The organism is Williamsia sp. Leaf354 (genome assembly GCF_001424365.1).
Taxonomy (GTDB): domain Bacteria; phylum Actinomycetota; class Actinomycetes; order Mycobacteriales; family Mycobacteriaceae; genus Williamsia_A.
Genome location: NZ_LMPL01000005.1, coordinates 425,955 through 432,218, shown reverse-complemented (window position 1 = coordinate 432,218; position 6,264 = coordinate 425,955). Strand labels below are relative to the sequence as shown.

Annotated in this window: 6 protein-coding genes; 4 read left to right on the top strand and 2 right to left on the bottom strand. The window is 68.7% G+C overall.

The genetic code is table 11. The features are described from left to right. Nucleotides 1-10 precede the first annotated feature (10 nt). On the bottom strand, nt 11-553 hold the full coding sequence (locus ASG12_RS18705; protein ID WP_055792953.1) for a YdcF family protein: 543 nt from the start codon (nt 551-553) through the stop codon (nt 11-13). A 56-nt stretch (nt 554-609) separates the two neighbouring features. On the opposite strand from ASG12_RS18705, the gene ASG12_RS18700 reads away from it, so the two are divergent. The 4 genes from ASG12_RS18700 (at nt 610) to ASG12_RS18685 (ending at nt 4,602) form a co-directional block, all read left to right on the top strand. Next, a complete protein-coding gene (locus ASG12_RS18700) occupies nt 610-1,587 on the top strand; it encodes an ABC transporter ATP-binding protein (protein ID WP_200932811.1) in 978 nt (325 codons plus the stop codon). Beyond that, the gene (locus tag ASG12_RS18695) at nt 1,584-2,429 is read left to right on the top strand and encodes an ABC transporter permease (protein WP_055792950.1); all 846 of its coding nucleotides are present in this window, start codon (nt 1,584-1,586) and stop codon (nt 2,427-2,429) included. The genes ASG12_RS18700 and ASG12_RS18695 overlap by 4 nt, the downstream gene beginning before the upstream one ends. A 231-nt stretch (nt 2,430-2,660) precedes the next feature. After that, entirely contained in the window at nt 2,661-4,055 is a 1,395-nt protein-coding gene (locus ASG12_RS18690; RefSeq protein WP_082502222.1) for a sugar transferase, read from the top strand. A 28-nt stretch (nt 4,056-4,083) separates the two neighbouring features. Further along, nucleotides 4,084-4,602 (top strand): arsenate-mycothiol transferase ArsC, encoded by a 519-nt coding sequence (locus ASG12_RS18685; protein WP_055792945.1) that lies wholly within the window; start codon nt 4,084-4,086, stop codon nt 4,600-4,602. Between the two features lie 120 nt (nt 4,603-4,722). Here the strand turns inward: ASG12_RS18685 and ASG12_RS18680 are convergent, their stop codons facing one another. After that, nucleotides 4,723-6,264 carry an HNH endonuclease signature motif containing protein gene (locus tag ASG12_RS18680; protein ID WP_082502143.1) on the bottom strand — a complete coding sequence of 514 codons (1,542 nt, stop codon included), beginning with the start codon at nt 6,262-6,264 and terminating at the stop codon, nt 4,723-4,725.

The following is a 6,264-nucleotide window of genomic DNA, read 5'->3' as shown; positions in this document are numbered from 1 at the left end:
GATCCGGTGTTCAGCAGCCGTCCTGCGCGACGGCGCGGATGAACCCGCCGGTCTGGTACAGGTACATGTACGCCCAGTAGAACAGCGGGATGTGGGACTTGTAGTCCACCATCATCAGGTCGCCGGTGAAGCACCGCGAGACGATGTAGTCCGATCTCGTGACGTGCGGGGTGAAGGTGACGACCATCGCCGAACGCCACCCGTTGGCCTTCGCCTGATCACGCAGGAACCGTGCCTCGCCCCGCGTGGTCTTGGGCGACGGACGGAAGCAGATCACCCGAACCCGATGCGGCGCATCGCAGATCGCGTCCATGTACTCGTCGGGTTCGTCGTACGGGTTGGAGACGAGGACGGTCGAGGCCAGTCCACGCTCGGCCAGCGAGATCCCGTAGTCCTCGCGACCGTCCTGCCGGCCGCCGAGGACCATGATCACGTCGACCTTGCGGGGACTGTCGGCGACCTGCGGGAACACGTACACGGGCAGGCCCGCGCCGCCGATCACCACCACCAGGGCGATCAGGCACAGCACGATCCTGCGCCACCGTCGCCTCATGGGCCGAGCGTATCGACTCCTCGGACCCCTCGCCGTGGGCATGACCGGGGTCACAGATGAGCGCGGACAGCGCACCGGCGTCCGGGTCCGGCGGCATCGAGGTCCGTGACCTCGTGATGCGTTTCGGCGCGGTCGAGGCGCTGTGTTCGATCGATCTCGACGTCGCGCCGGGGACGGTGATGGCGCTGCTCGGACCCAACGGGGCGGGCAAGACCACCGCCGTGCGGATCATCTCGACCCTGCTCACCCCGACCTCGGGCACGGTGACCGTCGCCGGGGTCGACACCGCCGCCGATCCGCATCGCGTGCGCGGACTGATCGGGCTCTCGGGCCAGTTCGCCGCCGTCGACCCGGTGCTGACCGGCGTCGAGAACCTCACGATGGTGGCCCGCCTCGCCGGGTACACCCGCCGGGCCGCACGCCGACGTGCCCTCGACCTGCTCGAGCAGTTCGACATCGCCGACGCCGGCACGCGTCGGGTCGCGGGCTACTCCGGCGGTATGCGACGACGCCTCGACCTCGCCGGTGCCCTCGTCGCGAGCCCGCCGGTGGTGATCCTCGACGAACCGACCGCCGGTCTCGATCCCACGAGCCGTCTCGGGCTGTGGGCCGCGGTGCGCGAGCTCGTCGCCGGTGGCAGCACGGTGCTGTTGACGACGCAGTACCTCGAGGAGGCCGACCAGCTCGCCGACGCGGCCACGGTCATCGACCGGGGAACGGTCATCGCGCGCGGCACGCCCGCGCAACTGAAGGCCGACTTTGCCACTGCGACGGTGACGGTGGTGCTGGCGAACCCCATCGACCGCGACCGTGCGCGACAGGTACTCGCCGACCGCGGGATCGTGCTGCACGGCCCGGAGGCGGACCCGACCTGTGTCACGGTCGCCACCGACGACCCCGGTCCCGCGACCGCTCAGCTCGTCGGCGCGCTCGCGGTCGCCGGCGTCGAGGTCGTCGACACCCGCACCGCGACCCCGTCGCTGGATGACGTGTTCGTCCACCTCACCGGCGCCGGCGAGCAGGCGGCCTCGTGACCGCCACAGCGCAGGCGCGGCCGCTGCCTCCGCGCGGCCGGGGTCCGATCCCGTTCGCCGTGGACTGCGAGGTGATGATCCGGCGGAACCTGACCACGCTGCTGCGCACCCCGCAGATGCTGCTGGGTGCGGTGGTGCAGCCGTTGATGTTCGTGCTGCTGTTCTCCTACGTGTTCGGTGATGCCCTCGGCGGCGACCGCTACCGCGAGTTCCTCATCGGCGGGATCATGGCGCAGACGGTGGTGTTCAACTCGGGCTTCACCGCCCTGGGACTCAACGCCGACCTCAACTCCGGTATGGCCGAACGCTTTCGGGCGCTGCCGATGTCGCGCCTGGGTCTGATCGTCGGCCGCACCGTCTCCGATCTCACCATCAACCTCATCGGTCTGACCGTGATGTCGTTGGCGGGCCTGGTGGTCGGCTGGCGGATCTCCGACGGCGCCTGGTTCGCGATCGGCTCGTACGCGACGGCGCTGGTGTTCGGGTACGCGCTGTCGTGGGCGGCGGTGATCATCGGCCTGGTCACCACCACCGCCGAGGCGGCCCAGAGTCTGCTCACCACCATCGTGTTCCCGTTGTGCTTCGTGTCGTCGGCGTTCATCCCGTCGCGGTTGCTGCCCGGTCCGCTGGAGGTGATCGCGAGTTGGAACCCGGTGTCGGCGGTGGCGCGCAGCTTCCGGCAGGGGTTCGGCAACCCGATCTCGGTGAACCCTCTCGTCGGGGAGCCGGTCACGTGGGCGTCGCAGCACGCCCAGGCCTACACGCTGATCTGCTCGGCGGTGATCGTGGCGGTGATGGTGCCGGTGACCGCCCGACTGCTGCGACGGGCGGCCGCCCGATGATGCCCACCCCCACACAAGTCGGTGAAAGCCGGGGTCGACGCGGTCGCAGGGGCCTACCCTGACCATCGGTCGGGGCACCTACCGGAGGTGGTGTGAGTGACACAGGGCAGGGTCGAGATCGCGCCCGTCCCCGTGAAGGGCCGCGCCCGCGCCCGGCGCAACGCCCGGGCGCGTGTCGCCCGTAGCGCCGCCCGACAGACGCCGTGGATCGAGGGCTACATCCGGCGCGTCATGATCACCGACGCGCTGATCGTGGTCATCGTCGTGTTCGGCGCGCAGATGCTGCGGTACGGCCCCATCTCGTTCGACGACCGTGTCGGACGTGCGCACGTTCCCGTCGGGCTCGTGAGCGTTGGGATCGTGGCGGCGTGGCTGGTGATGTTGCGGATGCGCCAGTGCCTCGACCGACGCGTGATCGCGGCCGGGCCCACCGAGTACAGCCGCATCGTCTCGGCGTGCTTTCTCACCTTCGCCACCCTGGCGATCGTCGATCTGCTGTTCGTGCTGAACATCGCGCGGTCGTTCGTCGCGCTCGCGTTCCCTGTCGGGACCCTGTTGCTGCTCGCGTCGCACTGGCTGTGGCGATCGCGGCTCACCCATCGTCGGCGTCGCCGACTCGATCTCGATCGGGTGCTCGTCATCGGCGGCCTCGCCACCGCGCAGCCGCTGATCGAGCACCTCGACCGCAACCCCGAACTCGGCTACGACGTGATCGGGGTGTGCGTGCCGCCGGAACAGTCGATGGTGATCGGCCCCGTCGCCGTCAACGCGCGGTCGGTGCCGATCCTCGGGGAGTTCACCGACGCCCGCGCCGTCGTCGAACTCTCGGGGGCGAGCACCGTCGCGGTCACCTCGGCCGAGGCGCTGGGACATTCGGCGATGCGCGAACTCTCGTGGGATCTCGAGGGTCTCGACGTCAGCATGGTCGTCGCACCGGGCCTGCTCGATGTCGCCGGACCCCGCATGAGCATGCGGCCGGTCGCGGGTCTGCCGCTGCTGCACATCGACAAGCCGGGCTACAAGGGCGCCAATCGGCTCGCGAAGGGCGTGCTCGACCGGGTCGGCGCCGCGGCGCTCGTCGTCCTCGCAGCGCCGATCCTGCTGATCTGCGCGATCGCGATTCGCATTGACTCCCGTGGCCCGGTGTTCTATCGCGCCGAACGGATCGGGCTCGGCAACGAACCGTTCCTGATGTGGAAGTTCCGGTCGATGGTGACCGGCGCCGACCGCATGAAAGCCGACCTGGCGGACCTCGACGAAGGGGCCGGTGCGCTGTTCAAGATCCGTGATGACCCGCGCGTCACCCGGGTCGGGAAGGTGATCCGGCGGTTCAGCATCGACGAACTGCCCCAGCTGTTCAACGTCATCGGCGGGTCGATGAGCCTCGTCGGTCCTCGGCCGCCGCTGGCTGAGGAGGTGGAGCGGTACCACGGTGCGATCGCCCGCCGGATGCTGGTGCGGCCCGGCATGACCGGCCTCTGGCAGGTGTCGGGTCGATCGGACCTCACCTGGGAGGAGTCGGTGCGACTGGACCTGAGTTACGTCGAGAACTGGTCGGCGATGAGCGACGCGATGATCCTGTGGCGGACGTTACGTGCGGTGGTGGGCCGCTCGGGCGCGTACTGAGCGGGGCGCGACCGCTACTGTCGCGGGCATGAGCGCCCCGGTGGTCCCGACCCGAATCCTGTTCGTCTGCACCGGCAACATCTGTCGGTCACCCATGGCGCAGTACTTCCTGGCCGACCGTCTGGGCGCCGGATTCTCGGTGACGAGCGCCGGCACCGCGGCCCTGACCGACTATCCGATGCACGTCCAGACCGAGCGCGTGCTGCGCGAGCGCGGCATCGGTTCTGTAGACGATTTCCGTGCCCGCTATCTCACCGCCGACCTCGTGGCCGGCTCCGACCTCGTGATCGGGCTGTCGCGCGAACACCGCGACCACGCCACGGCCGCCGCGCCGATGTCGTGGCGACGCGTGGTGACACTGCGCGAGCTCGACACCTACATCGCCGGCGGGGGAGCGCTCACCTCCACCCCGCAGATCGCCGCCGACCGCAACCGCGACGACCTCGACATCGCCGACCCCATGCATCAACCGCCCGTCGCCTTCGACACCCTCGCCGCCGAGCTCGATCCACTGATCGACCGATTGGCGGGCTGGTTGCGCGGCTGAATGGCGTCGGGGTCGGGGTCGCCGCGCCAATCGGTTTCCCGGACCTCGATAGCCGCGTTCGCGGGGCGAATCGGTGAACGCGAGCGCCTGGGAACCCGCGTTCGCCGGATCACCCCGCGTTCACGCTGCGTCGAAGACCATGTCCTGTGGCCAGGTGATGTCGATGCGCGGGGTACGCGGTAACCGCTCGGCTGCGAGGCGGGCGAGCTGGTGTTCGACATCGAACAGCTGCGGTGGTGGTTCCGGTTCCCCCGGCGGGTCGATCCACGGATCATCACTCGCCGAGTCCCGCTGTAGGACGTCGTCGATGCGGTGTAGCTGGTTGGCGCGGAGCTTGTCGGGTGGGTCGGTGTTGCGTCGCCACCCGTAGCGGCCGCGGTCAGGGCCGTCGGTGATCTTCTCCGTGGTCCAGTGGTGGGTTTCAGGGCCGACGGCCCGGTTGTGGCGTCCGCACGCGGGCGCCATGTGTGGCGAGTCGGTGAGTCCGCCGTCGGCCCAATCGGCTTCGGCGTGGTGCATTTCGGTGTGCGCGAACGGTGTCGTGCAGTCGTCTTTGCTGCAACCCTTGTACTGAGCGAACGCCATCAGCCGCTGCGCCTGCGACGCGAGCCGCCGGGACCGGCCGAAGAACAGGGGTTCGCCGGTGACGTCGTTGAATACCGCGAGGTGGGGCTGGGCGTCGGCGGCCAGCTTGATCACGTCAGACATCGGGAGATCGCTGCCGGTGGCGGTGCGTGCGACACCAGCATGTTCGCGCAGCTGTGCGTCGGTGATGGAGACGATGATCTGTGGCGGTAACCCGCGATGCGAGCCGCCGAGCAGTCCGCCGTTCACCGCGGCATCCAAGAGAGCCTTGAACGCGTCGTGGTTGCGTTGGGACTGGCTGCGGCAATCCCGGTCAGCTGCCTGTTTCAGCAGTTCCGGGTCGACGTCGCCGTGATCGCCCTTCGGTGACTGGTCGTCGTCGGGGTTGTTCATCCCAGGCGCCGCCCATTTCGCGAGGACGACGTCGAACAGGGCGCGGGTGATCGGATCCAATGTGGCGGTCAGCTTCGACATCAACTGCGAGTCCTGGCAACCGAGGTTCAGTTTCCGGTTGCGTGCGCGATCGCGGTCGTCGGTCAAAGCGCCGTCCGGATCAAGATGCGCCAGAATTCGTACACCGGCGGCGACGATCTCTCTCGGTGTCAACGTTGTCGCGAACTCGGCCAGGACTTCCTCGGCCCGCGCCCGCTGTTCCACATCGACGGCCGACGGGATCTTCTTCACCACGTCGAGAACCGCGTGAACGTGGTCGGGGCCGATCGTTCCGGCGGCCAACTCGCGAGCGGTGTTCGGGCACACCGGTGGAAGCTTCTCACCGGTCATCGCGTGCATGGGTTCCAGCGCCTGGATGGCCTGCAGGCGTTTCTTGGGGTGGGTGATCCGGAGTTTGGTCTGCAGGAACTCGGTGACGGTCACGCATCCCACGGTCCGGTGGGCGTCGCGGTCGGATACCTCGACGATCCGCTGGTTGCCGATGGATTCGAATTGGCGGACAACGGTGTGGTGGTCGATCGCCAGTTGCGCGACGGTCTCGTCGTCGCAGGCGTCTGAGGTCTCTTCGGCGATCTCCTTCACCAGGGCTTGCAGGGCAGCGTATTTCGCTACGAGATCGCTCAA

Excerpts from the sequence above, each read along its gene's own strand:
- ASG12_RS18705 (WP_055792953.1), bottom strand. The coding sequence starts at position 553 with ATGAGGCGACGGTGGCGCAGGATCGTGCTGTGCCTGATCGCCCTGGTG.
- ASG12_RS18700 (WP_200932811.1), top strand. The coding sequence starts at position 610 with ATGAGCGCGGACAGCGCACCGGCGTCCGGGTCCGGCGGCATCGAGGTC.
- ASG12_RS18690 (WP_082502222.1), top strand. The coding sequence starts at position 2,661 with ATGATCACCGACGCGCTGATCGTGGTCATCGTCGTGTTCGGCGCGCAG.
- ASG12_RS18685 (WP_055792945.1), top strand. The coding sequence starts at position 4,084 with ATGAGCGCCCCGGTGGTCCCGACCCGAATCCTGTTCGTCTGCACCGGC.